Raw genomic sequence first — 2,457 nt, forward strand, 5'->3', positions numbered from 1 at the left:
TTTTAGTTCGAGCCATAAACGAATCAAATTTTCCGTGGCTATCTGCTAATATTTTAAATGAAAACGGTGAACCCTTTATTGGCAAACCGTATATAACCATTGAGCTTGAGGATGGCATAAAGGCTGCAATTCTTGGTGTAACCACACACTATATCCCAAATTGGGAGAATCCTGAAAATATTAAAGGCTTAACGTTTGAAGATACATTTGAATCAACGAAAAAATGGGTGGAAAAAATTCGTAAAGAGGAAGAACCTGATTTAATGCTTGTGTCCTACCATGGTGGATTTGAAGCAGACCTTGAAACGGGTGAACCTACTGAAAAGCTAACTGGGGAAAATCAGGGGTACCGTATTTGCGAGGAAATTGAGGGCATTGATCTTTTATTAACTGGTCATCAACACAGGTCTCTAGCTGGAAAAGTAAGAGGTGTACCGATTGTGCAGCCAAGCTTTAATGGTCAAGCAATTGGTAAAGTCACCCTTACACTTACGAAAAATGAAGACAAATGGGCTATTATAGATGCAATTCCTGAACTCGTTTTTGTAGACGAAATCGAAGCGGATGAAAGCTCCCTACTGTTAGTAAAAGAATATGAGGCTGAGACACAGGCATGGTTGGATCAACCTATCGGCCAAGTTATTGGAGACATGGTAATTGATGATCCACTGAAAGTTCGCCTAAAGGATCATGCACTCGTGGAATTTATTAATAAAGTGCAAATGGATGCTGCTAAAGTTTCGATCTCAAATACAGCCCTTTTTAATAATGTCACAAAAGGGTTTCCATCCAATATTACAATGAGGGACGTTGTCTCCAGTTATATTTATCCTAATACGCTAAAGGTCATCCGAATTAGTGGGAAGGATATAAAGGACGCATTAGAAAGAAGTGCGAGCTATTTTATGGTTGAAAATGGCGAAGTAACGGTTAATCCTTCATTCACGACCCCAAAGCCACAGCATTACAATTATGATATGTGGGAAGGAATTGACTATACTTTCGATATTTCAAAGCCAATTGGAGAGCGTGTCGTTGTGCTAACCTATAAGGATGAACCCGTTCAACTAGATGGTGAGTATGATGTTGTCATGAACAACTACCGCGCCGGCGGTGGGGGGGAATATGTCATGTTCAAGGATAAGCCAATTATTAAGGATGTTCCTCTTGATATGTCGGAGTTGATCGCAAATTACATCCTTGAAAGAGGAACAATTGAAGCCACGGTTAATCAAAATTGGAAGGTTATTTGGTAAAGTAAAAACCCACGGAAACTAAATTCCGTGGGCTTTCATATGTCTAGATCAAGAAACGCTTGTCTTGTGCTTGTCGCCTAAAGCTGTGCACCTTGCGCTTTTCTTACTTAGTTATTTTGGCTGTTCGACATTCGGTAGGATTAAAACCTCAACACGTCGATTAAGTTTTCGTCCTTCAGCTGTTTCATTTGTCGCAACAGGCTCATACTCACCAAGACCTCGTGCACTAAATAGTCTAGGATCTAGCTTATTATTTTCTAAGAGAATACTCATAAAATTAATCGAACGCATGACACTTAAATGCCAATTGCTTTTAAATTCACGATTTTTTATAGGAACCGCATCAGTATGCCCACTTACAATGATATTGCGCGGAGGATTCATGACCAACAGATCTGAAATTTCGCGTGCTAGCATAACATCCTCTGATCTGACTTGTGCGCTTCCAGAATCAAAGAAAGCACCATCCTGAATCGTAACGAGCAAACCTTCATCTGATAAACGGGTTGTAAGACTTAAATTTAAGCCATTATCGGTGATATAGCTATTGATCTTTTGTTGCAATTCTTTTAGTTCTTCTTGCTCTTGTTTTTCTCTTTCTTTTTCTTTTTCTTTTTCTTTTTCTTTTTCTTTTTCTTTGTCTTTTGCGATTGCAACAGTGTCAATTTCAACAGGCACTGGACTCTCATGTTCTAAGAAAGAAGTACCGCCCTTAAAGACAGTATTAAAGGAGCTTGCGAGTTTTTGGAATTTCTGCGCATCCACATTACTTGCAGCAAACAGAACAATGAACAGAGCGAGTAATAATGTTAAAATATCGGCATATGGCACCAACCATGATTCATCCATATGTTCATCGTGTTTTGGTTTACGTCTTTTTTTAGCCATCTATCATTTCACCTTCAGTCAAAACCTTTCCGCGATCCTTATTTGATAGATACATTGAAAGCTTTTGTTCGATTGCACGTGGTGATTGACCTTCAAGAACAGACAATACGCCTTCAATCATGACTTCTTTGATTTTTATTTCTTGCTTTGATTTTTGTTTTAACTTATTTGCAAATGGATGCCATAACACATATCCTGTGAAAATCCCCAACATTGTCGCAATGAAAGCGGCTGAAATGGCTTTGCCCAGTTCATCGGTATTATCCATATGGCTCAATGCGGCGATCAGCCCGACAACTGCACCCAATACCCC

The 2,457-nt window shown here is 39.2% G+C and carries 3 protein-coding genes; 1 reads left to right on the forward strand and 2 read right to left on the reverse strand.

The window, feature by feature from the left end; genetic code table 11:
* A partial coding sequence (locus V7147_RS15250) for a bifunctional metallophosphatase/5'-nucleotidase (protein ID WP_335368695.1) occupies nucleotides 1-1,256 on the forward strand: 1,256 nt, incomplete at its 5' end.
* Between the two features lie 111 nt (nucleotides 1,257-1,367).
* Here the strand turns inward: V7147_RS15250 and motB are convergent.
* Nucleotides 1,368-2,144, reverse strand: a complete 777-nt coding sequence (gene motB, locus V7147_RS15255) for a flagellar motor protein MotB (RefSeq protein ID WP_335368696.1) — start codon at nucleotides 2,142-2,144, stop codon at nucleotides 1,368-1,370.
* Nucleotides 2,137-2,457, reverse strand: a 321-nt coding sequence (locus tag V7147_RS15260; protein ID WP_335368697.1) for a MotA/TolQ/ExbB proton channel family protein, incomplete at its 5' end; no start/stop codon positions are given. The genes motB and V7147_RS15260, both read right to left, overlap by 8 nt.

It is taken from the genome of Bacillus sp. JJ1521, from assembly GCF_036965165.1.
Classification (GTDB): domain Bacteria; phylum Bacillota; class Bacilli; order Bacillales; family Bacillaceae_L; genus Ferdinandcohnia.